At 51.8% G+C, this 26,329-nt stretch carries 20 protein-coding genes, 5 tRNA genes, 3 rRNA genes and 1 riboswitch; of the genes, 25 read left to right on the forward strand and 3 right to left on the reverse strand.

Annotated elements, in window-relative coordinates; genetic code table 11:
* The first annotated feature begins 12 nt into the window (after positions 1-12).
* The 19 genes from N7E60_RS00085 (at position 13) to N7E60_RS00175 (ending at position 15,846) form a co-directional block, all read left to right on the forward strand.
* A complete protein-coding gene (locus tag N7E60_RS00085; protein WP_269597803.1) occupies positions 13-651 on the forward strand; it encodes a YigZ family protein in 639 nt (212 codons plus the stop codon).
* A gap of 67 nt (positions 652-718) precedes the next feature.
* Complete coding sequence (locus tag N7E60_RS00090; RefSeq protein ID WP_069586516.1) at positions 719-2,176, forward strand: TrkH family potassium uptake protein; 1,458 nt, start codon at positions 719-721, stop codon at positions 2,174-2,176.
* 21 nt (positions 2,177-2,197) lie between these two features.
* Complete coding sequence (gene hemG / locus N7E60_RS00095; protein WP_069586515.1) at positions 2,198-2,743, forward strand: menaquinone-dependent protoporphyrinogen IX dehydrogenase; 546 nt, start codon at positions 2,198-2,200, stop codon at positions 2,741-2,743.
* Between the two features lie 544 nt (positions 2,744-3,287).
* Positions 3,288-4,842, forward strand: a 16S ribosomal RNA gene (locus tag N7E60_RS00100).
* A gap of 81 nt (positions 4,843-4,923) precedes the next feature.
* A tRNA-Glu gene (locus tag N7E60_RS00105) sits at positions 4,924-4,999 on the forward strand.
* A 3-nt stretch (positions 5,000-5,002) separates the two neighbouring features.
* Positions 5,003-5,078 (forward strand) — tRNA-Lys (locus tag N7E60_RS00110).
* Between the two features lie 9 nt (positions 5,079-5,087).
* A tRNA-Val gene (locus N7E60_RS00115) sits at positions 5,088-5,163 on the forward strand.
* A 252-nt stretch (positions 5,164-5,415) separates the two neighbouring features.
* Positions 5,416-8,303, forward strand: a 23S ribosomal RNA gene (locus N7E60_RS00120).
* A 120-nt stretch (positions 8,304-8,423) separates the two neighbouring features.
* Positions 8,424-8,539, forward strand: a 5S ribosomal RNA gene (gene rrf / locus N7E60_RS00125).
* Together the 16S, 23S and 5S rRNA genes with 5 tRNA genes alongside form the textbook arrangement of a ribosomal RNA operon.
* A gap of 59 nt (positions 8,540-8,598) precedes the next feature.
* A tRNA-Asp gene (locus N7E60_RS00130) sits at positions 8,599-8,675 on the forward strand.
* Positions 8,676-8,940: 265 nt separating this feature from the next.
* Positions 8,941-9,017, forward strand: a tRNA-Trp gene (locus tag N7E60_RS00135).
* Positions 9,018-9,471: 454 nt separating this feature from the next.
* Entirely contained in the window at positions 9,472-9,852 is a 381-nt protein-coding gene (gene crcB / locus N7E60_RS00140; protein ID WP_069586806.1) for a fluoride efflux transporter CrcB, read from the forward strand.
* A gap of 56 nt (positions 9,853-9,908) precedes the next feature.
* Positions 9,909-10,008, forward strand: a riboswitch (TPP riboswitch).
* Positions 10,009-10,101: 93 nt separating this feature from the next.
* Entirely contained in the window at positions 10,102-12,078 is a 1,977-nt protein-coding gene (thiC, locus tag N7E60_RS00145; protein WP_269597804.1) for a phosphomethylpyrimidine synthase ThiC, read from the forward strand.
* On the forward strand, positions 12,075-12,743 hold the full coding sequence (gene thiE, locus N7E60_RS00150) for a thiamine phosphate synthase (RefSeq protein WP_269597805.1): 669 nt from the start codon (positions 12,075-12,077) through the stop codon (positions 12,741-12,743). Before thiC ends, thiE begins: the two co-directional genes overlap by 4 nt.
* Positions 12,727-13,494 carry a HesA/MoeB/ThiF family protein gene (locus tag N7E60_RS00155; RefSeq protein ID WP_269597806.1) on the forward strand — a complete coding sequence of 256 codons (768 nt, stop codon included), beginning with the start codon at positions 12,727-12,729 and terminating at the stop codon, positions 13,492-13,494. The genes thiE and N7E60_RS00155 overlap by 17 nt, the downstream gene beginning before the upstream one ends.
* Positions 13,475-13,675, forward strand: a complete 201-nt coding sequence (gene thiS / locus N7E60_RS00160; RefSeq protein ID WP_077668675.1) for a sulfur carrier protein ThiS — start codon at positions 13,475-13,477, stop codon at positions 13,673-13,675. The genes N7E60_RS00155 and thiS overlap by 20 nt, the downstream gene beginning before the upstream one ends.
* 2 nt (positions 13,676-13,677) lie before the next feature.
* Positions 13,678-14,451, forward strand: coding sequence for a thiazole synthase (locus tag N7E60_RS00165; RefSeq protein WP_269597807.1), 774 nt, complete (start codon positions 13,678-13,680; stop codon positions 14,449-14,451).
* Positions 14,451-15,602 carry a 2-iminoacetate synthase ThiH gene (gene thiH, locus N7E60_RS00170; protein ID WP_269597808.1) on the forward strand — a complete coding sequence of 384 codons (1,152 nt, stop codon included), beginning with the start codon at positions 14,451-14,453 and terminating at the stop codon, positions 15,600-15,602. Before N7E60_RS00165 ends, thiH begins: the two co-directional genes overlap by 1 nt.
* A 13-nt stretch (positions 15,603-15,615) precedes the next feature.
* Entirely contained in the window at positions 15,616-15,846 is a 231-nt protein-coding gene (locus N7E60_RS00175) for a glutaredoxin family protein (RefSeq protein ID WP_069361819.1), read from the forward strand.
* A 54-nt stretch (positions 15,847-15,900) separates the two neighbouring features.
* On the opposite strand, the gene N7E60_RS00180 is transcribed toward N7E60_RS00175, so the two are convergent.
* The gene (locus N7E60_RS00180) at positions 15,901-17,688 is read right to left on the reverse strand and encodes an aminopeptidase P family protein (protein WP_269597809.1); all 1,788 of its coding nucleotides are present in this window, start codon (positions 17,686-17,688) and stop codon (positions 15,901-15,903) included.
* Positions 17,689-17,751: 63 nt separating this feature from the next.
* Entirely contained in the window at positions 17,752-18,732 is a 981-nt protein-coding gene (locus tag N7E60_RS00185; protein WP_077663377.1) for a LysR family transcriptional regulator, read from the reverse strand.
* A 98-nt stretch (positions 18,733-18,830) separates the two neighbouring features.
* Between N7E60_RS00185 and N7E60_RS00190 the strand changes: the two genes are divergently transcribed.
* A complete protein-coding gene (locus N7E60_RS00190; protein ID WP_269597810.1) occupies positions 18,831-20,036 on the forward strand; it encodes a multidrug effflux MFS transporter in 1,206 nt (401 codons plus the stop codon).
* Positions 20,037-20,242: 206 nt separating this feature from the next.
* Positions 20,243-20,536, forward strand: a complete 294-nt coding sequence (tsrA, locus tag N7E60_RS00195; protein WP_021022191.1) for an H-NS-like global regulator TsrA — start codon at positions 20,243-20,245, stop codon at positions 20,534-20,536.
* Between the two features lie 83 nt (positions 20,537-20,619).
* Here tsrA and N7E60_RS00200 read toward each other — a convergent pair whose 3' ends face one another.
* Positions 20,620-21,525 carry a DMT family transporter gene (locus N7E60_RS00200; RefSeq protein ID WP_269597811.1) on the reverse strand — a complete coding sequence of 302 codons (906 nt, stop codon included), beginning with the start codon at positions 21,523-21,525 and terminating at the stop codon, positions 20,620-20,622.
* Between the two features lie 133 nt (positions 21,526-21,658).
* Here N7E60_RS00200 and rmuC point away from each other — a divergent pair, with 133 nt between their 5' ends.
* The 4 genes from rmuC to ubiB all read left to right on the forward strand — a co-directional run bounded on the left by rmuC (position 21,659) and on the right by ubiB (position 26,304).
* Entirely contained in the window at positions 21,659-23,194 is a 1,536-nt protein-coding gene (gene rmuC, locus N7E60_RS00205) for a DNA recombination protein RmuC (RefSeq protein ID WP_408642329.1), read from the forward strand.
* A 75-nt stretch (positions 23,195-23,269) separates the two neighbouring features.
* On the forward strand, positions 23,270-24,037 hold the full coding sequence (gene ubiE / locus N7E60_RS00210; protein ID WP_069588234.1) for a bifunctional demethylmenaquinone methyltransferase/2-methoxy-6-polyprenyl-1,4-benzoquinol methylase UbiE: 768 nt from the start codon (positions 23,270-23,272) through the stop codon (positions 24,035-24,037).
* A 9-nt stretch (positions 24,038-24,046) separates the two neighbouring features.
* A complete protein-coding gene (locus tag N7E60_RS00215) occupies positions 24,047-24,658 on the forward strand; it encodes a ubiquinone biosynthesis accessory factor UbiJ (RefSeq protein WP_269597812.1) in 612 nt (203 codons plus the stop codon).
* Entirely contained in the window at positions 24,658-26,304 is a 1,647-nt protein-coding gene (gene ubiB, locus N7E60_RS00220) for a ubiquinone biosynthesis regulatory protein kinase UbiB (RefSeq protein WP_077677979.1), read from the forward strand. Before N7E60_RS00215 ends, ubiB begins: the two co-directional genes overlap by 1 nt.
* The last annotated feature ends 25 nt before the right edge of the window (positions 26,305-26,329 follow it).

Genomic DNA, 26,329 nt, shown 5'->3' on the forward strand with positions numbered 1-26,329 from the left:
GTCGAGCTGTGTATGTCCATCACACCCTATCGGGCTCCTGCTCAAACAGTCCGCTGTGAGCAGGAGATAAAGAAAAGTCGCTTCATTACCTACCTTGCTCATACGCAAGGAGAAGAAGACGCCAAACAATTTATTCAATCTATCCGTGAGACCTATCCAGATGCACGTCATCATTGTTGGGCATTCGTCGCGGGTCGGCCTGAATCCTCCGTACAGTGGGGATGTGGCGATGATGGTGAACCTGCCGGGACGGCGGGTAAGCCCATGCTCGCGCAGCTTTCCGGTGCGAATGTCGGTGAAATTTGTGCGGTGGTGGTGCGATACTTCGGTGGGGTAAAGCTGGGTACCGGTGGCTTGGTGAAAGCATACGGAAGTAGTGTGCAACAAGCGTTGATGATGATGGAAACGCGAGAAATCGCTGTCACGGTTCCTTACGTCTTAAGCTGTGAATATGCTCACATTGATACAATTGAATCCTTACTCAAGCAATACCATGGCGTTCAGCTTGATGCAGAATTCAGTCATAATGTGCGATTAACTGTGCGCATTGACGCGCGATTTGTCGCAGATTTTCTAGAAGCATTAAAAAACCAGACCCGCGGTCAGGCCCATGTGTCTCCGCTGGAAAATGAATCAACGTCAGGCACCTAGCCTGCTTTACGTGTAACGACGAGACGTCAGTTGAATACTGTCGCCGATAAGAGGGCCACGTCAGGCTATGCAATTTCGTTCCATCACCCGCATCGTCGGACTCCTGCTGGCCCTGTTCAGCATAACCATGCTCGCACCAGCGCTGGTCGCGTTTATATATCGAGACGGTGCAGGTTATCCTTTTGTACTAACCTTCTTTCTGTTGCTTGCCGGCGGTGGGTTGCTGTGGTTTCCAAACCGTCGCAATAAACATGAGTTAAAAGCGCGTGACGGCTTTTTGATTGTGGTCTTGTTTTGGACGGTGATTGGCAGCGCGGGCGCGGTACCCTTGATACTCTCGGAGCAACCCGATCTTTCCGTCAGCGAAGCCTTTTTTGAATCTTTTTCAGGCTTAACCACAACGGGTGCAACCGTGATTGTGGGGTTGGATGAGCTTCCCAAAGCGATTTTATTTTATCGTCAATTACTACAATGGCTCGGCGGCATGGGGATCATTGTGTTAGCGGTGGCGATTCTGCCTGTGCTCGGTATCGGGGGAATGCAGCTTTATCGCGCGGAAATCCCTGGTCCTGTCAAAGATACCAAGATGACACCGCGAATAGCCGAGACAGCCAAGGTGCTTTGGTACATTTATCTGACCTTGACCGTGAGCTGTGCGTTGGCCTATTGGCTAGCCGGTATGTCAGCCTTTGATGCAATTGGGCACAGTTTTTCGACTGTAGCGATTGGGGGCTTTTCGACCCATGATGCCAGTATTGGACATTTTGATAGCACCGCCATCAACCTGATCACGGTTGTCTTTCTGCTCATCTCTGCATGTAATTTCTCGTTGCATTTTGCCGCGTTTGCCAATAATGGTCTGAACATTAAATTTTATCTCCGTGACCCTGAGTTTCGCGCCTTTTTGGTGATTCAGTTCTTATTATGGCTGGTGGTCTTTACCATGCTAAGCGGGCACCAAGTGTACGACGGTCCGACAGAGACATTAACCCAAGCCTTGTTTCAGTCTGTCTCTATCTCGACCACTGCTGGCTATACCACGACGACGTTCGCCCATTGGCCGTTGTTCCTTCCAGTCTTACTCTTGTTTTCATCGTTTATTGGTGGCTGTGCTGGCTCAACTGGTGGCGGGATGAAGGTGATCCGTATTCTGCTGCTCTCTCTGCAAGGGACACGGGAGCTAAAACGGTTAGTGCACCCTCGTGCGGTCTATACCATCAAAGTCGGAAATAAAGCGCTAAGGCAACAAGTGGTCGATGCCGTATGGGGCTTCTTCTCGGCTTACGCGCTGGTCTTTGTCATTTGCATGTTGGCCTTAATTGCGACGGGGATTGAAGAATTAACCGCTTTTTCTGCGGTTGCTGCGACCCTCAATAACTTAGGACCGGGACTCGGAGAAGTGGCCGCTCACTTTGGTGATATTAATGATACGGCCAAATGGGTTTTGATCCTCGCGATGCTTTTTGGCCGTTTAGAGATATTCACGTTATTGGTTTTATTTACGCCCACATTCTGGCGCAGCTAGCCGAATGGGGAAGGAGAGAACATGAGCGCGCAACAGGATGCAACGCAAAAGGTCTTACTACTGCACTCTAGCCGAGAAGGGCAGACCAAGAAGATCCTGCATTTTATCGAGAAGCAGCTGGGTGAGTCGGCGGAGTGTGAGATAAAGGATATTCATCAGCTTCCTCAGGTCGATCTCAGTCATTATGATCGCGTGCTGATTGGCGCGTCTATCCGATATGGCCACTTTAATAAAAAGCTGTACCAATTTATCAATACGCATGTTGAACAGCTCAAAGCGGCGAAAGCTGCATTCTTTAGTGTCAATCTCACTGCGCGTAAACCGGGCAAAGACACACCAGAGACCAGCGCCTATAGCCGTAAGTTTATCGAGAAGTCACCGTGGACCCCTGAACTGCATGGCGTGTTTGCGGGCGCACTCTACTACCCACGCTATAAATGGTTCGATCGAGTGATGATTCGCTTTATCATGCATATTACGGGTGGGGAAACGGACACCACCAAGGAAGTGGAATACACGGATTGGCGTAAAGTGGCGGAATTCAGCGAGCAATTTGCCCGCTTTTAGGCCATAACGCTGATTGTTTGACCGAACGGCGGCTTTTTCTAAAAAAAGTCGCTTTTCCCTCTTGCCAAGGTGAGCAACTTCTCTATAATGCGCCTCCATCGACACGGCACACAGGGCAAGCGCTCAGCGGCCATGTCGGGGCAAAAAATCAAATAAAAATAAACGCTTGACGTCAGTTTTTAAATGATTAAGATAGCCCACCTACTTAACGCGGACAACGTGTTAGGGGAGTCAAGAAGACGTTTTGTTTTCGCCGGTTGGCATCAACAAAAAGATAAAATTTCTTCTTGACTTCATCGGCAAGGCGAGTAATATACGCAGCCCTGACCGAGCGAAGCAACGCTTCGCAAGTCAACGCTCTTTAACAATTTGACCTATGCAATCTGTGTGGGCACTCGTTGAGAATAGACAAAAAGATTTATTCGATGAACTGAGTGACCAAACGATAACTTTTAGTTATTCGGCACAGTCAATTCGTTTTTCTCTTCGGAGATAAACAGTAATCAGTATTCATTGAGCTGAAACTTCGGTTTCGAAAAAACTTTAATTGAAGAGTTTGATCATGGCTCAGATTGAACGCTGGCGGCAGGCCTAACACATGCAAGTCGAGCGGAAACGGCAGTATTGAAGCTTCGGTGGATTTACTGGACGTCGAGCGGCGGACGGGTGAGTAACGGCTGGGAACCTGCCCTGACGAGGGGGATAACCGTTGGAAACGACGGCTAATACCGCATAATGTCTACGGACCAAAGGTGGCCTCTACATGTAAGCTATCGCGTTGGGATGGGCCCAGTTAGGATTAGCTAGTTGGTAAGGTAAAGGCTTACCAAGGCGACGATCCTTAGCTGGTTTGAGAGGATGATCAGCCACACTGGGACTGAGACACGGCCCAGACTCCTACGGGAGGCAGCAGTGGGGAATATTGCACAATGGGGGAGACCCTGATGCAGCCATGCCGCGTGTGTGAAGAAGGCCTTCGGGTTGTAAAGCACTTTCAGCAGTGAGGAAGGCAGTGTACTTAATACGTGCATTGCTTGACGTTAGCTGCAGAAGAAGCACCGGCTAACTCCGTGCCAGCAGCCGCGGTAATACGGAGGGTGCAAGCGTTAATCGGAATTACTGGGCGTAAAGCGCATGCAGGCGGTTTGTTAAGTCAGATGTGAAAGCCCGGGGCTCAACCTCGGAACCGCATTTGAAACTGGCAGGCTAGAGTCTTGTAGAGGGGGGTAGAATTTCAGGTGTAGCGGTGAAATGCGTAGAGATCTGAAGGAATACCAGTGGCGAAGGCGGCCCCCTGGACAAAGACTGACGCTCAGATGCGAAAGCGTGGGTAGCAAACAGGATTAGATACCCTGGTAGTCCACGCCGTAAACGATGTCTACTTGGAGGCTGAGGTTTAAGACTTTGGCTTTCGGAGCTAACGCATTAAGTAGACCGCCTGGGGAGTACGGCCGCAAGGTTAAAACTCAAATGAATTGACGGGGGCCCGCACAAGCGGTGGAGCATGTGGTTTAATTCGATGCAACGCGAAGAACCTTACCTACTCTTGACATCCAGCGAATCCTTTAGAGATAGAGGCGTGCCTTCGGGAGCGCTGAGACAGGTGCTGCATGGCTGTCGTCAGCTCGTGTTGTGAAATGTTGGGTTAAGTCCCGCAACGAGCGCAACCCTTATCCTTGTTTGCCAGCGAGTAATGTCGGGAACTCCAGGGAGACTGCCGGTGATAAACCGGAGGAAGGTGGGGACGACGTCAAGTCATCATGGCCCTTACGAGTAGGGCTACACACGTGCTACAATGGCAGATACAGAGGGCAGCGAGACAGCGATGTTAAGCGAATCCCTTAAAGTTTGTCGTAGTCCGGATTGGAGTCTGCAACTCGACTCCATGAAGTCGGAATCGCTAGTAATCGCAGATCAGAATGCTGCGGTGAATACGTTCCCGGGCCTTGTACACACCGCCCGTCACACCATGGGAGTGGGCTGCACCAGAAGTAGATAGCTTAACCTTCGGGAGGGCGTTTACCACGGTGTGGTTCATGACTGGGGTGAAGTCGTAACAAGGTAGCCCTAGGGGAACCTGGGGCTGGATCACCTCCTTACTGACGCTATTCTTGCGAGTGTTCACACAGATTGTATAGGTTGAAGTATTGAAGAGGATATGTTCCCAAACATATCGATGCGTCCCATTCGTCTAGAGGCCTAGGACACCGCCCTTTCACGGCGGTAACAGGGGTTCGACTCCCCTATGGGACGCCATTTGGGTTGTTAGCTCAGTTGGTAGAGCAGTTGACTTTTAATCAATTGGTCACAGGTTCGAATCCTGTACAACCCACCACTATATTGTGGGCGATTAGCTCAGTTGGGAGAGCACCTCCCTTACAAGGAGGGGGTCACTGGTTCGAGCCCGGTATCGCCCACCACGCTTTAAAGGTTTTTGCTTAAGAATCTTTAGAACGTGGTTTAGCAATAAACGACATGCTCTTTAACAATCTGGAAAGCTGACAAGTCATTCTTAAAGAATGACAGTAAAGTTCTCAATCAGTGACATGTAATGTCACTCACACAATCAAGTGTGCTTGGGCTTTGTCTTAGTGATAAGCAAAGTCTCTATTTTGAGTCCGGCAAAAACAAAACCTTAGTTGTTTTACATGCAAGACCTTTTGGGGTTGTATGGTTAAGTGACTAAGCGTAGACGGTGGATGCCTTGGCAGTCAGAGGCGATGAAGGACGTATTAACTTGCGATAAGCCCAGATAAGGCAGTAAAAGCCATTTGAGTCTGGGATTTCCGAATGGGGAAACCCACCTGCATAAGCAGGTATCTTAGCGTGAATACATAGCGCTAAGAGGCGAACTCGGGGAACTGAAACATCTAAGTACCCGAAGGAAAAGAAATCAATTGAGATTCCGGCAGTAGCGGCGAGCGAACCCGGAGCAGCCCTTAAGCGGCTTAGGCGTTAGGTGAACAGGTTGGAAAACCTGGCAATAAAGGGTGATAGCCCCGTAACCGACAGCGCCTTAGTCGTGAAAACGAGTAGGACGGGACACGTGATATCTTGTCTGAACATGGGGGGACCATCCTCCAAGGCTAAATACTCCTGACTGACCGATAGTGAACCAGTACCGTGAGGGAAAGGCGAAAAGAACCCCTGTGAGGGGAGTGAAATAGAACCTGAAACCGTCTACGTACAAGCAGTGGGAGCCTCCTTTGTGGGGTGACCGCGTACCTTTTGTATAATGGGTCAGCGACTTAATGTTAGTAGCAAGGTTAACCGCATAGGGGAGCCGTAGGGAAACCGAGTCTTAACTGGGCGTGTAGTTGCTAGCATTAGACCCGAAACCGAGTGATCTAGCCATGGGCAGGTTGAAGGTTGAGTAACATCAACTGGAGGACCGAACTCACTAACGTTGAAAAGTTAGGAGATGACCTGTGGCTAGGGGTGAAAGGCCAATCAAACTCGGAGATAGCTGGTTCTCCCCGAAAGCTATTTAGGTAGCGCCTCGGACGAATACTACTGGGGGTAGAGCACTGTTAAGGCTAGGGGGTCATCCCGACTTACCAACCCTTTGCAAACTCCGAATACCAGTAAGTACTATCCGGGAGACACACGGCGGGTGCTAACGTCCGTCGTGGAGAGGGAAACAACCCAGACCGCCAGCTAAGGTCCCAAAGTTATCGCTAAGTGGGAAACGATGTGGGAAGGCTCAGACAGCCAGGATGTTGGCTTAGAAGCAGCCATCATTTAAAGAAAGCGTAATAGCTCACTGGTCGAGTCGGCCTGCGCGGAAGATGTAACGGGGCTAAGCGATACACCGAAGCTGCGGCAATGTCCTTATGGATATTGGGTAGGGGAGCGTTGTGTAAGCCGTTGAAGGTGTGCTGAGAGGCATGCTGGAGGTATCACAAGTGCGAATGCTGACATGAGTAACGATAAAGGGGGTGAAAAACCTCCTCGCCGGAAGACCAAGGGTTCCTGTCCAACGTTAATCGGGGCAGGGTAAGTCGGCCCCTAAGGCGAGGCCGAAAGGCGTAGTCGATGGGAAACGGGTTAATATTCCCGTACTGCTGCTTACTGCGATGGGGGGACGGAGAAGGCTAGGTGGGCCTGGCGATGGTAGTCCAGGTTCAAGTGCGTAGGCTGATTTCTTAGGCAAATCCGGGAAATCAAGGCCGAGACACGATGTCGAGCCACCAAGGTGGTGAAGTCATTGATGCCATGCTTCCGGGAAAAGCCTCTAAGCTTCAGGTAAGTAGCAACCGTACTCCAAACCGACACAGGTGGTCGGGTAGAGAATACCAAGGCGCTTGAGAGAACTCGGGTGAAGGAACTAGGCAAAATGGTACCGTAACTTCGGGAGAAGGTACGCTGCCCGCGGTGAAGTCCCTTGCGGATGGAGCTATGGGCAGTCGCAGATACCAGGTGGCTGCAACTGTTTATTAAAAACACAGCACTGTGCAAAATCGAAAGATGACGTATACGGTGTGACGCCTGCCCGGTGCCGGAAGGTTAATTGATGTGGTTATCGCAAGAGAAGCCATTGATCGAAGCCCCGGTAAACGGCGGCCGTAACTATAACGGTCCTAAGGTAGCGAAATTCCTTGTCGGGTAAGTTCCGACCTGCACGAATGGCGTAATGATGGCCACGCTGTCTCCACCCGAGACTCAGTGAAATTGAAATCGCAGTGAAGATGCTGTGTACCCGCGGCTAGACGGAAAGACCCCGTGAACCTTTACTACAGCTTGGCACTGAACATTGAGCCTACATGTGTAGGATAGGTGGGAGGCTTTGAAGCGGCGACGCCAGTTGCTGTGGAGCCATCCTTGAAATACCACCCTTGTATGTTTGATGTTCTAACTTAGCCCCGTTATCCGGGGTGAGGACAGTGCCTGGTGGGTAGTTTGACTGGGGCGGTCTCCTCCCAAAGAGTAACGGAGGAGCACGAAGGTGGGCTAATCACGGTCGGACATCGTGAGGTTAGTGCAATGGCATAAGCCCGCTTAACTGCGAGAGTGACGGCTCGAGCAGGTACGAAAGTAGGTCATAGTGATCCGGTGGTTCTGAATGGAAGGGCCATCGCTCAACGGATAAAAGGTACTCCGGGGATAACAGGCTGATACCGCCCAAGAGTTCATATCGACGGCGGTGTTTGGCACCTCGATGTCGGCTCATCACATCCTGGGGCTGAAGTCGGTCCCAAGGGTATGGCTGTTCGCCATTTAAAGTGGTACGCGAGCTGGGTTTAGAACGTCGTGAGACAGTTCGGTCCCTATCTGCCGTGGGCGTTGGATGATTGAGGGGAGCTGCTCCTAGTACGAGAGGACCGGAGTGGACGAACCGCTGGTGTTCGGGTTGTGTCGCCAGACGCATTGCCCGGTAGCTAAGTTCGGCACAGATAAGCGCTGAAAGCATCTAAGCGCGAAGCTGGCCCCGAGATGAGTCATCCCTAGAGCTTCGAGCTCTCTAAAGGGTTGTCGTAGACTACGACGTTGATAGGCAGGGTGTGTAAGCGCTGTGAGGCGTTGAGCTAACCTGTACTAATTGCCCGTGAGGCTTAACCATACAACACCCAAGAGGTTTTGGGTTGGACTCAAAATAAGCCAGTTGATTGTGGCGAGAACGAACAGCTTTCTAGGTTGATGGTTTTCACTTTTAAAAAAGTGAAGACAAAACAAAATTTTGCTTGGCGACCATAGCGCTTTGGACCCACCTGATTCCATGCCGAACTCAGTAGTGAAACGAAGCAGCGCCGATGGTAGTGTGGGGTCTCCCCATGTGAGAGTAGGACATCGCCAGGCTTTGATTACAATTGATTAAAGCAAAGAGATATAAGCCTTTAATCATACAGAATTGGTGCGGAGTGGTAGTTCAGTTGGTTAGAATACCGGCCTGTCACGCCGGGGGTCGCGGGTTCGAGTCCCGTCCACTCCGCCACTACTTAGAAACCCTGCTAATTTTAGTAGGGTTTTTTTGTTATTGGCCAGGTTCGCCCTGCGGGCGAATGAGTCCCGCAGGATGGCCTGCCCGTTGTCCGCAACCCCGGCCCTCCGCCACTACTTAGAAACCCTAGCTGAAAAGCTGGGGTTTTTTGTCATTGGGTCGTTGGGGCGATTTGCTTTATAAATAAGCGATCAAACGTCTGAAGCGTAATTGGTGGTGGTAATTTGTCGCGGGATCGCTACAATAGGCACCTATCTACAGGGGTATAGCTCCAATTGGCAGAGCAGCGGATTCCAAATCCGCGTGTTGGGGGTTCGAATCCCTCTACCCCTGCCAAATACCAAAGCATCGACATCGTCGGTGCTTTTTTTGTATGTGAATCATCAAGCTTCTCGTAACCCGATTAAGGGCAGGTGTGAACATACAAACGACAAAAAAGCGTGTTGGGGGCTGGGTCGCCAGCCCGGTCGAATCCCTCTACCCCTGCCAAACATCAAAGCATCGACATCGTCGGTGCTTTTTTGTATGTGAATCATCAAGCTTCTCGTAACCCGATTAAGGGTAGGTGTGAACATACAAACGACAAAAAAGCGTGTTGGGGGCTGGGTCGCCAGCCCGGTCGAATCCCTCTACCCCTGCCAAATACCAAAGCATCGACATCGTCGGTGCTTTTTTTGTATGTGAATCATCAAGCTCCTAGCACTCCTGACCCTCTTCCCTTTTTCTTCCTCCTGTTTCTTGTTCACATGTCGCGGTATGATGACTTTTTACCAATCGAAAGGAGCACCCAGTGGTAAGCATATTGTGGGTAGGACTTGGTGGCGCATTAGGGGCGTCTTCGCGTTTTCTAGTTTCAGAGTGGAGCGTCGCGGTGTTTGGTCGAGGATTTCCTTACGGCACCCTCATGGTTAATGTGCTGGGCTCATTAGCGATGGGTGTCTTTTTAGCGGCGATGAGCCAAGAGCTGATTGCCCCAGTGCCTTGGCGTCAACTGATTGCGATTGGCTTTTTGGGCGCGTTCACCACCTTCTCGACCTTTTCAGTGGATACCTTGCTTCTTTTTCAACATGGTGAGACGGTGAAAGCCTTGTTAAACGTGGGTCTCAACCTTGCGTTATGCTTAGGAGCGGCCGCGATGGGGGCTTGGTTGCTAGGACGCATTACTGGGTAGGTAAAAACATGCCATTACGTCGCTTGTTGTTGCGGCGGTGATTTCTTATACTGGCGTTGAACTTGTCGGAGTGCCAATTGGCTGAGACCACGTTAAGTGGGATCCGTTGAACCTGATCTGGTTAGGACCAGCGAAGGGAACAAGAGATGCATCAGATAACAGACCGTACGCGTCTGCCAGTTTGCTCACATCTCAATTCAGCGTTTTCCGGCAAGCATTAATTCCCATAATGAACACCGGAGTAATGCTATGTCGACCCGTAAACAGGCCCGCCTTGAGGCCAAATCTTTTATCGATTCCCTCTCTGCGCAAACCTACCCTAACTCGGAAAAAGTCTATGTCGAGGGATCGCGACCCGATATTCGCGTAGGCATGCGCGAAATCCACCTTTCTCCTACTTTTGTAGGCGGGAGTAAAGATAATCCGCAGTACGAGGCCAATGAATCCATTCGGGTTTATGACACATCAGGGCCTTATACCGACCCACAGAGTGCTATCGATATTTACCAAGGTTTAGCCCCGGTGCGCAAAGCCTGGATTGATGAACGTGCCGATACAGAGTTCCTTGATGCAGTGAGCTCAGACTATGCGCAGACTCGCCTTAGTGATGAAGCCTTGGATGATCTTCGCTTTAGTGCCTTACCGTCTATCCGTCGGGCAAAACCTAATCAGTGTGTGACCCAACTTCACTACGCACGCCAAGGCATTATCACCCCAGAGATGGAATTTATTGCTATTCGGGAAAATATGGGTCGCCAACAGTATCGTGAAGAGCAACTAAACCGCCAGCATCCTGGGGAAAGCTTTGGTGCTCACTTGCCATCAAACATCACTCCCGAATTTGTGCGCCAAGAGGTCGCTGAAGGGCGTGCGATTATTCCTGCCAACATTAACCACCCAGAAGCGGAGCCGATGATCATTGGGCGTAACTTTCTGGTGAAAGTGAATGCCAATATTGGTAACTCGGCGGTGAGCTCCTCCATTGAAGAAGAAACCGAAAAGTTGGTGTGGGCGACCCGTTGGGGCGCGGATACGGTGATGGATTTATCGACCGGACGCAATATCCACGAAACTCGCGAGTGGATTTTACGTAATAGCCCAGTTCCGATTGGCACTGTGCCCATGTATCAGGCGCTTGAGAAAGTGAATGGCATTGCCGAAGACCTGACTTGGGAAGTGATGCGCGATACCTTGATAGAGCAAGCCGAGCAAGGGGTCGATTATTTTACCATTCACGCTGGAGTGCGTTTGCACTATGTGCCCATGACCGCCAATCGCGTGACTGGGATTGTCTCGCGTGGTGGGTCGATTATCGCCAAATGGTGCTTGGCGCATCATCAAGAAAGCTTCCTCTATACCCATTTTCGTGAAATCTGCGAGATTTGTGCCGCCTATGATGTATCGCTGTCACTAGGCGACGGGTTACGTCCCGGCTCAGTGGCTGACGCGAACGACGAAGCGCAATTCAGTGAGCTACGTACTCTGGGCGAGCTTACCAAGGTGGCATGGGAATACGATGTGCAGGTGATGATTGAAGGCCCCGGCCATGTGCCTATGCACATGATCAAAGAGAACATGGACGAGCAGCTCACCCATTGCCATGAAGCGCCTTTTTATACTTTAGGCCCGCTGACTACCGATATCGCGCCTGGTTACGACCACATCACCTCCGGGATTGGTGCGGCGATGATTGGCTGGTTTGGGTGTGCGATGCTTTGCTATGTCACGCCTAAAGAACATCTGGGTCTGCCCAACAAAGAGGATGTTAAAACTGGGCTTATCACCTACAAGTTGTGCGCGCATGCCGCCGACTTAGCCAAAGGACATCCGGGCGCGCAGGTGCGAGATAACGCCATTTCCAAAGCGCGCTTTGAATTCCGCTGGGAAGATCAGTTCAACCTTGCTTTAGATCCGGTGACGGCGCGTGCTTATCACGATGAAACACTGCCTCAAGAGTCGGGCAAGGTCGCGCATTTTTGCTCCATGTGTGGGCCGAAATTCTGCTCCATGAAAATCAGCCAAGAAGTCCGAGACTATGCCAAAGAAAATGGCTATGCCGCCGCGGGTGAAGCGATTGATGTCACTATGCTGGAAGACCCGTTAGCAGGCATGCAGCAAAAATCGCAAGAGTTTCGAGAAAAGGGCAGTGAGCTCTACCTGCAAAAATCCCATCATTCGTCACTACAAGGCGCTGAGGTAGCGGACAGCGATAAGGTGGAATCATGAGCCTGACCCCGTTTGCGCCTATGTCTGAAGGTATAGGCCCATTATATCCGGTGGTGGACGATGTGGATTTGCTCGAACGCTTGCTTTGCTTGGGGGTGAAAACCGTGCAACTGCGTGTGAAGCAGCCAGCGCATCCTCAATTGGCGGATTGGGTACAGCGTGCGGTGGCGTTGGGCCGCACGCACCATGCGCAGGTGTTTATCAACGATCACTGGCAGCTCGCGCTTGAGGCTGGCGCCTATGGTGTTCATCTAGGGCAGCGAGACTTACAAGAGGCGGATCTTGATCGGCTCGCACGACAAGGCGTGCGCCTTGGCGTATCGACACGCAGTCCCGAACAGCTCGCTGCAGCGGTTGAACTCTCGCCCAGTTATCTTGCCATCGGCCATATTTTTCCCACCACTACCAAACAGCTCGTCGAGCCACCGCAAGGCATTTCAGCGTTAGCGCAGCAGGTGGTGGCTGTGGATAGCCGTTTCCCGACGGTGGCGATTGGCGGTATTGATCTCGACCGAGCCCCTGACGTTTGGCGCACCGGCGTGGACGCCATTGCGGTGGTCCGCGCCGTGACGCAAGCGCCTGATTTAGCGGCGCGCATTGACGCATTTAACCGCTGTCTTAATCCATCAAGACAGCAAGGAGGGCGTGATGCTATCGGACAGTGAATACCTGCGTTATAGCCGGCAAATCATGCTGCCAGAAGTTGGAGAGTGCGGGCAGCAGGCACTGAGCAAGGCGCGCGTGTTAATGGTCGGTGCCGGTGGGCTTGGAACCACCGCGGGCCTCTATCTTGCAGGCGCTGGCGTGGGTCAGTTAGCGATTGCTGACTCGGACCACGTTGAGCTATCTAATTTGGCGCGTCAGGTGGCGTATCGGGATGAGCAAATTGGCACCGATAAAGCCGCAGCGCTAGCCGCTAACTTGGTCGCGCTGAATCCACATTGCCAGTGCCGAGCCATCAATGCCTATCTAGAAGGTGAGCGTCTGGCGCTTGAAGTGGCGATGGCGGATGTGGTCCTTGATTGCAGTGATAATCTCGCTACTCGCCATGCAGTCAATCAAGCCTGTGTAGAGGCTGGTACACCCTTGGTGAGCGCAGCGGCGATCGGTTGGCAAGGCCAGTTATTGGTTTATCAACCGCATAGCGCATGTTATGCGTGCGCCTTCGCAGACGTGACGCTTTCTGAACCCACGCGCTGTTCTGAAGCTGGGGTAATGGGACCTGTGGTCGGTATGATGGCCACCGCGCAAGCGTTGGAAGGAATAAAACTGTTATTAGGGCAGGCGGTCGGTACCAATCGCTTGTCACGACTGGATGGACAAACCATGACATGGCAGCACTTTTCGCTGCCCGTTCATCCGCACTGTGCGGTTTGTCAGCCAATGCAGGAGGTAAATGATGCGTTTAATCATTAATGACACGCCTACAGAGGTCAATGCCACGACCGTCGCGCAACTGATTGAGGAGATGAAGGTGCCGGCCGAATCGGTCGCTGTCGCGCTAAATCAGACCATTATTGCGCGTGATGCTTGGTCATCCACGTCACTCACCGCTGGCGATAGCTTGGCGGTCTTTCAAGCGATTGCCGGAGGATAATTATGTTAACCATTGCGGATACGACGTTTTCATCTCGCCTGTTAACCGGCACCGGCAAGTTTGCCAGTCGCAAGACTATGGCCGAATCACTGGCGGCCAGTGGTACTGAACTGGTCACCATGGCCCTAAAGCGAGTCGATGTGTATGCCACACAAGACGATATTCTAACGCCGCTGCGCGAGCTCGGTGTACGCCTGCTGCCCAATACCTCAGGGGCGAAAAATGCGCAAGAAGCGGTCTTTGCCGCGCGTCTTGCCCGAGAAGCATTGGGAACGCATTGGGTGAAGCTGGAAATTCACCCCGACCCCAAATATTTGATGCCTGACCCGATTGAAACCCTTCAAGCGGCGAAAACGCTTGTGGATGAGGGGTTTGTGGTGCTGCCATATTGTCATGCCGATCCTGTGCTGTGTAAGCGTTTGGAAGAGGTGGGATGCGCGGCGGTGATGCCCCTTGGCTCACCGATTGGATCCAACCAAGGGCTGGCCTCAATGGCGTTTCTCGACATCATTATCGAGCAAGCTCGCGTGCCGGTGATCATTGATGCCGGCATTGGTGCACCGTCAGATGCGGCGTTAGCGATGGAGCGCGGCGCTGATGCGGTATTGGTCAACACCGCCATTGCCACGGCTGGCGATCCGATTGCCATGGGCGCAGCGTTTAAACAAGCGGTTGAAGCCGGACACTGTGCGTATCGCGCTGGGCTGGCGGGCACACACAATCACGCCCACGCTTCTAGTCCTTTAACCGCGTTTCTTGACGCTAAGGAGGCGTGATGAGCTTTTCTGAGCGGTGGGCGGCACTCGATTGGGATCATCATCGCCTTTCGATTTACAGCAAAACGCGCCAAGATGTCGAGCGGGCGCTGGCTAAATCTTCGCGCAATTTGGACGACTTCGCTGCCCTGATCAGTCCTGCCGCTGAAGCCTACCTTGAGGCCATGGCTCAGCAATCTGCGGCGCTGACGCGGCAGCGGTTTGGTTACACCATGGGGTTTTACATTCCGCTGTATCTCTCCAATTTGTGCGCCAACGTGTGTACTTATTGCGGTTTTTCGATGGAAAACCGAATCAAACGGCGCACGCTGGATGAAGCCGAGATCGCCGCCGAGTGTGAAGCGATCAAAAAAATGGGCTTTGACAGTGTGCTCTTGGTGACCGGTGAGCATGAAACCAAGGTGGGGTTCGAATATTTTCTCCGCGCTTTACCGGTGGTGAAGCAATACTTTCATCATGTGGCGATGGAGGTGCAGCCGCTGGATACCGAGGCATATCGCGCCTTGGTGGCACAGGGTGTGGATGCGGTGATGGTGTACCAAGAAACCTACCACGCTCCAACCTATGGGGAACACCACAAGCGCGGGAATAAAACCGACTTTCACTACCGGTTGCAAACCCCAGATAGGTTGGCACAAGCAGGGGTCGATAAGATTGGTCTTGGCGCCTTGATTGGCCTTGAGGACTGGCGCACCGACAGCTTTTTTACCGCTCAGCATCTGGATTATCTGGAAAAGCAATACTGGCAAAGCCGCTATTCGCTATCTTTTCCGCGCTTACGTCCTTGCGCGGGGGCGTTACAGCCAAAATCGGTGATGACGGATAAGCAGCTGGTTCAGTTGATTTGTGCCTATCGGTTGTGGAATCCGCAGGTCGAGCTGTCGCTATCGACACGAGAGTCCCCCCAATTTCGCGACAATGTGTTGCCCCTTGGGGTCACGAGCCTATCCGCGGCGTCAAAAACCCAACCGGGCGGTTATGCGAACCCTGAGCCACAATTGGAGCAGTTTGCCATCAGTGATGAACGGAGCGCGGCAGAGGTGGCCGCCAGCGTCCGTGCCCTCGGTTTTGAGGTGGTATGGAAAGATTGGGATAACATCTACGATATCGCGCGTCAGGCGCAAATGGCTTCACAAACGGCAGTGGGTTAGCGACAATGCGGGCATGAAACGTATTACTGTATATGTAGGTCCACGCTGTCCTCACTGTGAGGCGGCCAAAGCTTACTTGGATAAAAAAGGGCTGCGTTATCGTGTTGTCGATACGGCCACGCCCAAAGGCAAGAAGCTGCTGGCGGCAACTGGCTCACGGGGTGTCCCGGTGATTTGCATTGGCGATACCACCTTGCGCGGCTTTTCGCCTAAAGCGGTCGAGAAAGCCCTGAAAGGGGAATAAAAAAAAGCGTCCAATCGGACGCTTTTTGTTTTTCACACTCGGTGAAGACACGACTTAACGGCTTAGCGGCGCGGTCGCTTGTTTTAACCAAGCTTGGTCTTGATCATCGAGGTGCGGGCTGATTTCATCCCACACGGTTTGATGATAGCGATTCCACCACTGGATTTCCGCCTCGCGGAGTAAGCTCACATCGACCAAACGACGATCGATCGGTGCACGCGTGAGTGAGGCAAACCCGAGCATCGTCATGTCGCCCTCGGTGGGCTTTTCTTCAATCAACTCGAGGTTTTCAATCCGGATCCCAAACGCGTCGGCGCGATAGTAGCCCGGCTCGTTTGACACCACCATGCCTGGCAATAGCGCGACGCTATTGGGCGCTTTGGAAATGCGCTGCGGACCTTCGTGCACGTCCAAGAAATGCCCGACACCGTGACCGGTGCCATGGTCAAAATCATAGCCGTGTTGCCACAAATACTGGCGTGCTAAGGCATCAAGCTGGCTGCCTGACGTCCCTTTCGGGAATAGCGCGGTCGCTAACGCAATATGCCCTTTAAGCACCAGCGTAAAGGCCTTTTTGATCTCAGCGCTGCACTCGCCCACCGGCACCGTACGAGTAATGTCGGTGGTGCCGTCATAGTATTGGCCGCCTGAGTCGACCAAGTAGACGTTGTTGCTTTCAATCACGCTCGGTTTGGGCTGATTGTTGTGGTTATAGTGACACATGGCCGCATTGCCACCGGCGGCGGAAATGGTATCAAAGCTTAAGTCGACCAGTTGATCGTCTTGTTGGCGGAATTGATACAGGGTGTCTGCGAGCACGGCTTCATCAGGGCGTTCACCCGCGTCGACTTGACGGTCAAACCAGGCCAAAAAGCGAGTCACGGCAACACCATCGCGCACGTGACAGGCTTGCATACCGGCGATTTCTTGCGGGTTCTTGGCCGCTTTTTCAAGCGCACACGGGTCTTGCGCTTCCACCACGGTGACTTGCGCTTGTTGGAGGGTGTCCAGTGTCCAGGCATTGGCACCGTTTGGGTCAACCAATACACGTTGACCACTCAGCGCTTGCAGGGCATCAACCAGACTATCAGGGTGCGCGACGCTCACGCCTTGGCCCACGTGAGCAGCAAAGCCTTCGGGGAGACGGTCAGGGTCGATAAACACGGTGACGTCACCGGATTGCTTGATGATCGCTTGGGTCAGTACCACGGGTAAACGTGGGATGTCGCGACCACGGATATTGAGCAGCCAACAGACGGCATCGGGTTGAGTGAGTACCGCGGCATCAAGATTCTGATCGGCTAACTGCTGTCCAATGGTTTGACGCTTATCTAAGCTGGCGCGGCCGGTTTTCTCTTCACCTAGTAAAATGGCAGGGCTATTAAGCGGGGCGGGGCGATCGTCCCACAGGCTTTCAATCGGATTTTGCTCAACACTTACCAGTGTCAAAGCGCCATCCAGCGTGTGTTGAGTGCGTTTGTACCAAGCGGCGCTATGCATGCGAGCGTCGATAGCCAGCTTAGCGCCCTTGGGCAATTGTTGTTGGGCCCATTGTACCGGTGGCTCATCAATCAGATGGCAGTAGTCAAACAGGCCAGCGGGGACTTGTTTACGGACTTGAACCACATAGCGGCCATCAACAAAAATCGCTGCCTTGTCACGGGTGATCACCGCGGCGCCTGCTGAGCCGGTAAAGCCGGTCGCCCAGTGGAGGCGCTCGTTATGCTCAGGCACATACTCACCGAGATATTCGTCTTCATGGGGGATGAGTAGGGCGTCATAGTCGTGTTGAGCTAGCCAGTGTCTTAGCTGCTCAATACGCTTGGTAAGGGTCGCGTCCATTATTCTTCCTTCTTTGTATGGGGTGAACTTGCCATGTTCGGCCACGCGTAAAAAACCAGTGGGTTAGACCCTAGCGCGATTGGCGATAGGCTGCAATTTTGCTGGGCTAAATTGCTGACAGCGCGAAATAATCAAGGCTTTCAGCCATTGGTGCCCCGGGTCATTTTCTTGATTTTGATGCCAAAACAAGGTGTACGCCATCGGCGGTATTGGCGTTGGTAACGGCCGTACCACCAAATTGAGCGACGCGGCAATATAATGCGCAAACTGGCTTGGTGAAGTAAACACCAGGTCGGTATAGGTACACAGGCTCGCCGCACTGTTGAAATCTGGCACGTACATGGCAATGTCACGCTCAATATTACGCTCTGCCAGTTTATAGTCCAACAGCCAGCGGTCATTCCCATCACACTTCACCTGTACATGTCGCAGTCCAAGATAACGCGCTTCATCCCATGGACCCTTGAGTGCCGGGTGATCGGCGCGCATCAACACACACTGGTGATCTTGGCAAAGCTCTTGGTAGCGTACACCTTTGGGCGGCATCATGGTCAACATGGCATCGGCGGGATTTAAATCTTTACCGGTAATACCAAAATCGATATTGCCGCGGGCGAGGCCATCAAAGGTGGTTTGATCCCAAGCAGCAGTATTGAGGGTGATAGCTGGAGCCGCTTCCAGCATATCGCCAATAAACTGTGGCAGTAGCAATGGGTAGGCGCTCTCGACGAGGGCAAAGCGAAAACAGCGATCACTCAAGTGTGGCTGAAAGTGGTCCGGCTCGGTCATCGCCGCAACATCATTGAGTAAAGCCCGTAATTTTGCCTGTAAGGCTTGCGCCCGAACGGTGGGTTTGAGCCCGTGGGCCGCTCGCGTAAAAAGCGGGTCGTTAAATTGCGCTCTTAGTCGGGCTAAGTTTTTACTCACTGCCGATTGGCTTAAATGCAGCCGTTTTGCCGCGCCCGTGACATTGCACTCTTCTAACAGCACATGTAAGCACACCAATAAGTTAAGGTCGGTACGCTGCAGCTGGTCCAAATCCATTACAGGTATTCTCCTTAGGAATAACTGCTTTTACTATAAACCATTATGGTTCATATCCTGAAGCCACTATACTGCGTGCCTGTATAGAGGAGTAACCAATGTCACACACTGATTCACCGACATCGAATCGCTTACTGGTCGCCTTAATGGTGTTACTGGTGCTGTTTAGCCCGATGGCGATTGATATTTACCTACCGGCACTATCGCATATGGCGGGTGACTTTAATGTGAGTCCCACTTTGGCTCAAGACACTGTGACCTGGTTTATGTTTAGCTTAGGTCTTGGTCAGCTGTTTGCGGGGCCGTTGGCCGATCGCTTTGGTCGTAAACCTGTAGCCGTCATTGGCATACTGCTCTATGGACTGAGCTCTTTGATGGCGTGGCTCGCCACCTCGATGGATATGATGCTGGTGGCGCGTTTGCTGCAAGGTTTTGGCGCGTGCGCGACTTCCGTGTGTGCATTTGCAGCGGTGCGTGACCGATTCGGTGCTGAGCGCAGTGGCCATATGATTAGCTACTTAAATGGCGCGATTTGTTTTGTACCGGCTTTAGCGCCTCTACTTGGTAGTTGGTTAACCCAGGTGTTTGACTGGCGTGCTAACTTCACCTTTATGCTCGGTTATGCGGTATTAGGGTTGGTGCTGGTTATCGTCTTTTTGCCCGAAACCCGACCATCGCATACTGATACCTCGGGCCGCCTATTCAGCTTACGCCGTTATTGGCAGGTGCTGCGTGTACCAACATTTACTTATCACATAACCCTTTGCATGTTGGCGATGGCGGTGATCCTCGCTTATGTCACCTCCGCACCTGTGCTGTTGATGGACAGATACGGTATCTCCATGAACAGTTTCACCTTTTGGTTTGGCGCCAATGCGGCGTTAAATATTGCCGCGGCAATGTTAGGGCCGCGTTATATGCAAAAGTTTGGTAGCCGCCGGGCATTAAATATTGGCCTTATGATGCTGGTGGGATCGGGCGGGTTGATGTTGGCGCTCAGCCCCATCGCTGCGCCTTGGGCCTTTATGTTGCCGATCTTTACCTCTTCATTCGGCTTTGCTTGGGTGTTAGGCGCGTCAGCTGGAGCAGCATTAGCGCCGTTTTCGGACCGCGCGGGCACGGCCGCGGCATTGCTCGGGTTATTCCAGATGAGCGGGGCTGGGCTACTCGTGAGCTTAACCCTGCGTCTAGGCTTATCGGCCAGTGATTTGATGACGGTGCATATGTGGTTATTAGTGCCGGGTCTGATTATTTTATGGTCACCGAAAGGTAAGCAATGGCATGCCAAAATGGTAAAAAGCTAAATAATCAATAAAACAACGTCTCAGTTGGCAAACAATAATAAGACGTGCAAAACGCAGGGGTCTCGACAACCCATCATCCTTTTGCGCTGGCCTCGGCCAGCGTTTTTTTATTTTGCTAAACGTGCGTGGTTCAGAGTATATTTACTAAGCAAATCGAATTAACGCTCATTCCTTTTCGTTTTATATCCAAAGGTCAGTTATACACTATGTCATTATCGACAATCGAAATGGCGCGCGTCCTTGAACAACTTGAGGAATCGCCGGAAAAAATCATGTTTGGTAAATTATTGGTAGAGCTAGGCAGCCAAAGTGAAGAGCGTGTCCGTAGCGCCGCCCATCAAGTGCCGCTCAAATATTTACGCGAGCTGGTTTATCAATTTAATCACGTGATTGAAGATCGTCGTGCTGAGCGTATCGAGGAAATCACCCAAGGTTTGGAGCAAGATGGCTTGTCGGCTGACGAGCTATACCAGTATATGATCCAGCGTAAGATGGGTTAATGCCGATTGACGCCGTGTAACGGGCGCCGTGCAACGGGCGCCGTGCATTGTGAGCGGCATTGGCAACCCTTAAGCAATACAGGTTACGCGCTTGCGGCAGGTTGTTTGCGCTTTTTTGGGGTACGCTGTTGGATCAGTAACCCCACTACAATAAAACTTAGCCCAACCAAGGTACTGATATGAATTGTCTCGCCAATAATGGTGGCCAGTAACACCAAAGAGATAAAAGGCGAAATAAAAATCAGATTACTGATCCGAGAGGTGTTCTGGGTATATTTCATCGCGCTCAGCCACAGCATAAAGGTTATTCCCATTTCGAATAGCCCGACATAACCGACTGCCAACCATCCTTGCCAAGGGATCCCTTCCCAAGTGCTTGTTAATCCAGCCAATAGCAAAGATACAGGCAGTGACAGAATAAAACAGAGCAAAATGCCGAGCACAGGATCAGCGCGATTTTTAGTATTAAGGACCCAAAAACCTGCCCACAATAACGTTGAGAGTAACGCCAAACCAATGCCAAGCGGGCTATCGAACTGGAGCGATAAAAGCTGGCCTTTGGTAGCGATCACAACCACGCCAAAATAGCCCAACGCCGCCGCAATCCAATCTTGACGACGAATCGTTTGGCCTAAAAACAATGCCGCCAATAATGTCAGAGTGATCGCCCAGCTGTAATTTAAAGGCTGGGCTAATGAAGCGGGTAACAGATCGTAAGCTTTAAAAAGCACCAAGTAGTAAATGAATGGATTAATCATCCCCAACACGCAATAGTAACCGGGTCGACGCCGAAAGGTCGGCCACAGCGCGTGAAGCTTTCCTTGCACAGCAGCAATAACGGTTAAAATTACTACCGACACTAAGCTGGCCGCTGCCAGCATTTGAATCGGTGTCATGTAGCTCAGGGTGATTTTGAATGCGGTTGCAACCGTTGACCATAGCAGTACAGCAGACAAGGCAAAGATCAGTGCCTTCCGTTCGTTATGCATGTTGCCTCCTTGCCAATATGCCTGTCGTTCCAGGCAGTCTACGCCATTGTAACTGACTGAGATAGACTGGACATCTATCCAGTATCCCATTAGCCTTTGCTGATACCAATGACCGCACAATAGAGAACGCTTTATGCTTGATGGCTTGTCATTTTCCGCTTTACCTATTCTCACGTTTTGTTTTGGCGCCGTCAGTGCCCTTGGACTCGGTTATGGCCTACACCGACGTGTTATTGCGCAATACCAGCAATGGTATGAAACGCAATATGCGCAGCAACAAGCCAGTGCTGACATGCAACACCAACAATTGCAGCAGCAACTCGAACAACAGCAACACGAGTTAGATAGTTTGGATGTCGAGCGAGACCGCCTAACCCAGGAATTACGCCAGTATTATGGCAAGTTAACCTCTACGAGCGAGAAACTCAGGCAACAGGAGCAACTGCGTCAGCATAATCACGACTTAAGCGACAAATTAGACTCCGTACGTGAGGAAAAGTCTGAACTGTTGGCAGAGTTGCGAGAAGTCAAAGCCAGCGCGGAGCAGCAGTTAAACGCGGCAAAGGAAAAACACGCACTGCTAGAAAACGCGGAGGAGCGATTACGCACCCAGTTTGAGCAACTTGCCAATCAAGTATTTGAGCAAAAAGTCCACTCGGTCGATGAGCAAAATAAAATGAGCTTAGAAAGCCTGCTTGGACCGCTTAAATCGCAGTTGGAAGGATTTAAGAAGCAGGTGACTGATAGCTTTGGCGAGCAAGCCAAAGAGCGCCATACCTTGATTCATGAAATCAAAAATTTACAACAATTAAACGCGGACATGACCCGTGAGGCCCATAACCTGACTCAGGCGCTTAAAGGCGATAATAAGCAACAAGGTAATTGGGGCGAAGTGGTCCTCGCGCGCATTTTAGAAGAGTCTGGCTTGCGAGAGGGGCGTGAGTACCAAACCCAAGTCAGCTTTGAAAATGAACAGGGCAAGCGCTATCAGCCGGATGTGGTGGTTAAATTGCCACAAGAAAAAGATGTCGTCGTTGATGCCAAAATGGCCTTGGTCGCGTATGAACGCTATTACAACGCTGAGACACTGGCCGAACAAGATGCCGCGCTTAAAGAGCATGTCCAGGCAATTCGTCAGCATATTCGTGGTTTGGGTCGCAAAGATTATCATCAACTCCATGGAGTACGCTCACTGGATTACGTACTGATGTTTATTCCTGTTGAGCCGGCTTTTCAGGTCGCGGTTGAGGCGGATGCCAGTCTGATTCGGGACGCCATGGACAACAACATCATGCTGGTGAGCCCGACCACCTTGTTAGTGGCTCTCAGAACAATCAATAATTTATGGCGCTATGAATATCAAAATCAAAACGCCAAACAAATCGCCGAGAAGGCCAGCAAGCTTTATGACAAGGTGCGACTTTTTGTTAGCGATATGGAAGGGCTGGGTAGTGCGCTGGGTAAAGCCAGTGACAGTTATCAAGGAGCGATGAACAAACTTAGCCAAGGGCGCGGCAATATCTTGCGCCAAGCGGAGAGCTTTAAAGCCCTAGGTGTCGAGGTTAAACGCGATATAAGTCCGGCGCTGGCCAGTGTGGCCACGGAACCTGGACCGGGAGAGTCGGTCAATGTCATGCAGACGGACCCAGGCACCACCACGCAAGAATGAGAATAAACTGGGTTGCGCGCTTGGAGTCCGGATGGGCGATAAAGTAAACTAGGGCCAACACGTTAGGGGATTAACATGACAGATAAACAAACGCATCAGGACCAAGAGACCATCGACTTTGGCTTTCAGCAAGTCAAACGCCAAGAAAAAGAAAGCATGGTAGCCAATGTATTTCACTCGGTGGCCGCAAAATATGATCTGATGAACGACGTCATGTCGATGGGCATCCATCGGATATGGAAGCGTTTTACCATTGACTGCAGTGGCGTGCGCGCAGGGCAGAAAGTTCTCGACTTAGCCGGTGGAACGGGCGATTTGACCGCCAAATTCTCGCGTCTGGTCGGTGAAAGCGGAGAAGTGGTACTCGCCGATATTAATAACTCCATGCTGAAAGTGGGCCGAGACAAACTGCGTGATAAAGGCATTGTGGGCAATGTCAGTTACGTACAAGCGAACGCAGAAGCGTTGCCATTTCCCGATGATCACTTTGACTGCATCACCATCGCGTTCGGCCTGCGTAACGTCACCGACAAAGATGCGGCCTTGCGTTCGATGTTCCGTGTGCTCAAACCGGGGGGACGTCTGTTGGTCTTGGAGTTCTCTAAACCAGTCGTCGCGCCGCTTTCCAAAGTGTATGACGCCTACTCATTCCACGTCTTGCCGAAAATGGGTCAGCTTATTGTCAACGATCCAGATAGCTACCGCTACTTGGCCGAGTCGATTCGCATGCACCCTGATCAAGAAACATTAAAAGGAATGATGGAACAAGCCGGGTTTGAACAAACCAGCTACCACAACCTGACCGGTGGCATTGTCGCCCTGCACCGCGGATTTAAATTCTAAGGAGCCAGTATGGCCTTTGATTCTCTCGTGTGTGCCGCCTTGGAGACAGCATTAAATGGCGTGATCACACGCGATGCTGATAGCCAGCGCCGTTTGGCGCGCCTCAAAGGCCGTACGATTCGCGTTTCTTTGCAAGAGTGGAATAAGCAATTTGTCTTCTCGTTCAGCCAACGTGTGGATGTGCTCAGCCACTACGAAGCACAGCCTGACTGTGCACTCTCTCTCTCGCTTGCCGCGCTGCCTAAACTGCAACAAAAAGCCAATATTACCGCGCTGATCAAAGCCGATCAGCTGACGCTTGATGGCGATATCGATGTCGCCCAGCAATTCTCGCAACTGCTCAGCGGGTTGCAGTTTGATATTGCCGAGTGGCTCTCGCCCTATATGGGGGATGTGATGGCACATACTGTGGTGAGTCACGCCCAAAAGCGCTGGCAGCAAGCGAACCAACTTGCCTCGCGTCAGCAGCGCTACCTTGGCGAGATATTAACCGAAGAATGGCGCGTGGCGCCGGGACCATTGGAAGTGGCTTACTTTTCGGATCAAGTCGATGAGATCCGCAGTGATGTTGCCAGGCTTGAGGCGCGTTTTAAGCAGTTGGCTGAACGGATGGAGTCCTAATGACGCTCAGTGAAATTCGTCGTTTATATTTTATTATTCGCACCCTGCTGCTTTATGGGTTGGACGCCTTGTTGCCTAAGCAGCCGATCACCCGCTTAGCGCACCTGGGGCGCCAGTCTTTATTTTGGTTGAAAAACCAGCACCCCGATAAGCCGGTGGGTGAGCGACTACGTTTGGCGCTGCAAAGCTTGGGCCCGGTGTGGGTGAAGCTTGGCCAGATGATGTCGACACGCCGTGATCTTTTTCCCGCCGATATCGCCAATGAGTTGGCTCAGCTACAAGATAAAGTCGCGCCGTTTGATGGCCACAAAGCCAAGGCGCAAATCGAAGCCTCGCTGGGTGGCCCACTGGAGACCTGGTTCAGCGACTTTGATCCTAACCCACTCGCCTCCGCGTCGATCGCGCAAGTGCACACTGCCACCTTAAAATCGAACGGACGTGAAGTGGTACTGAAGGTGATTCGTCCTGATATCTTGCCGGTGATTCAAGCTGACTTGCGCTTGATGTATCGCGTGGCACGGCTGGTGGCGCGTTTTCTGCCTGATGCTCGTCGGTTAAAGCCGGTCGAAGTGATCCGCGAGTATGAAAAAACCTTGCTTGATGAGCTGGACTTAATGCGCGAAGCGGCCAACACCATTCAGCTGCGCCGCAACTTTGAAAACGACCCCGCACTGTATGTGCCCGAAGTATTCAGTGACTACTGCCGCAAAGACGTGATGGTGTCTGAGCGTATCTATGGCATTCAAGTGTCGGATATCGAAGCGCTGGAAGCGAATGGCACTGATATGAAATTGCTCGCCGAGCGCGGGGTTGAGGTCTTCTTTACCCAAGTATTCCGAGATAGCTTTTTCCATGCGGACATGCACCCGGGCAACGTGTTTGTCTCCTACGAACACCCGCATGACCCGCAGTGGATTGGACTGGACTGCGGAATTGTCGGTACCTTAAATCGCGACGATAAACGCTATTTAGCAGAAAACTTTATCGCGTTCTTTAATCGTGATTATCGCAAAGTCGCTGAGTTACACGTTGATTCTGGCTGGGTGCCGCATGACACCAATGTGGATGATTTTGAGTTTGCCATCCGCACCGTGTGTGAGCCTATTTTCGAAAAACCGCTGTGCGAAATCTCGTTCGGTAATGTTTTATTGAACCTATTTAACACCGCGCGCCGTTTTAATATGGAAGTGCAGCCACAGCTGGTACTGTTACAAAAAACCTTGCTCTACATCGAAGGACTGGGGCGTCAGCTCTACCCGCAGTTGGATCTCTGGACCACGGCCAAGCCGTTTTTAGAGTCGTGGATGAAACAGCAAGTGGGGCCACAAGCGGTGTGGGCGGCGGTCAAAGAGAAAGCGCCATTTTGGGCTGAGAAGCTACCCGAGATCCCAGAGCTGGTGTATGACGGATTGCGTCAAGGGCGACAAATCAACCAACGGCTCGATGCTTACTATCATGGTTATTTGCAAACACGGCAACGCCATTCACGCGCCACTTACATGCTCGGTATTGGCGCCACCTTGCTACTGACAGCAACCATACTGTTTGCCAATCAGGTAGAGGTCTTACCTTCGGTCGCAGCCGGCGGCGCGGTGATTTTTTGGTTGTGGGGTTGGCGACTTTGTAATAAAACCTGTAATAAATAGCAGCTACACTGCTGCGTTCAATTGA

It is taken from the genome of Salinivibrio proteolyticus, from assembly GCF_027286365.1.
In the GTDB taxonomy this organism is placed as follows: domain Bacteria; phylum Pseudomonadota; class Gammaproteobacteria; order Enterobacterales; family Vibrionaceae; genus Salinivibrio; species Salinivibrio proteolyticus.